The organism is Terrabacter sp. FW104-15G4B, from assembly GCF_058790095.1.
The window spans coordinates 1-912 of the sequence record NZ_JBYTCI010000068.1; the positions used below are offsets into that span (position 1 = coordinate 1).

1 protein-coding gene is annotated in these 912 nt (G+C 70.2%); it reads left to right on the forward strand.

All coding sequences use genetic code 11. The features are described 5' to 3' along the window. Positions 1-339: 339 nt before the first annotated feature. A partial coding sequence (locus AC3WRT_RS20645; RefSeq protein WP_492725280.1) for an acetate uptake transporter occupies positions 340-912 on the forward strand: 573 nt, incomplete at its 3' end.

Sequence of the window (912 nt, forward strand, 5' to 3'; positions counted from 1 at the left end):
ACCCGGCCCCGTCGTCTGCCCCCAGGTGCGGGGCGGTGGCACCGCGACCTGTGCGACGCGCCTTTCCATGGACGCACCCGCGAGGCAGTGTCAGACTTGTGGGACAACTCCAGTGAGCGAGGAGACAGGCAACGCCTGACGAGGGCCCGCTCCCCAGGCGCCCGGCGGCTGGCGTGGCCGAAGCGGCGCCAACGGCATACGACACCTCATCGCCAGGCCGTCGTTCTGCTCGCACCGGGTGCTCTCGCACCGACCGACCGGCCGTACGCCCAGCGCCCTCAGAGAAGCGATGTAGCCGGGCTGACCTGCAGCCGGCCGATCCGGACAAGGAGAGCTCCGATGTCTGACACCAACATCACCACACCCACCGCGGGCATGACCGCGGCCACCACCCCGCTCACCCCGGTGCCCCCTGCAGCGGCCGCCACGGCCGACCCGGCACCGTTGGGGCTCGCCGCCTTCGCCATGACCACGATGGTTCTCAGCGTCATCAACGCCGGCATCCTCAACGCCGCGCTCGCTCCCGCGGTGCTGGGGCTGGCACTCTTCTACGGCGGCGGCACGCAGCTGCTCGCCGGCATGTGGGAGTTCCGCCGGGGCAACACCTTCGGCGCCGTGGCGTTCAGCTCGTTCGGCGCCTTCTGGCTCTCGTACTGGTTCCTGGCGACGTTCATCCTCAGTGCACCGGCCCTGGTGGCCGTCGCCGCCCAGGTGCACCAGGCGATCGGGCTGTACCTGCTCGGGTGGGCGATCTTCACGGCATACATGACCGTGGGTTCGTTGCGAGTGAGCGGCGCGGTGGCGGCCGTCTTCGTGCTGCTGACGCTGACCTTCGCCGCCCTGTGCATCGGCGCCTTCATCGCCACCGTGCCCTCCACGTCGTCGTGGACAAAGATCGGCGGTTGGCTGGGC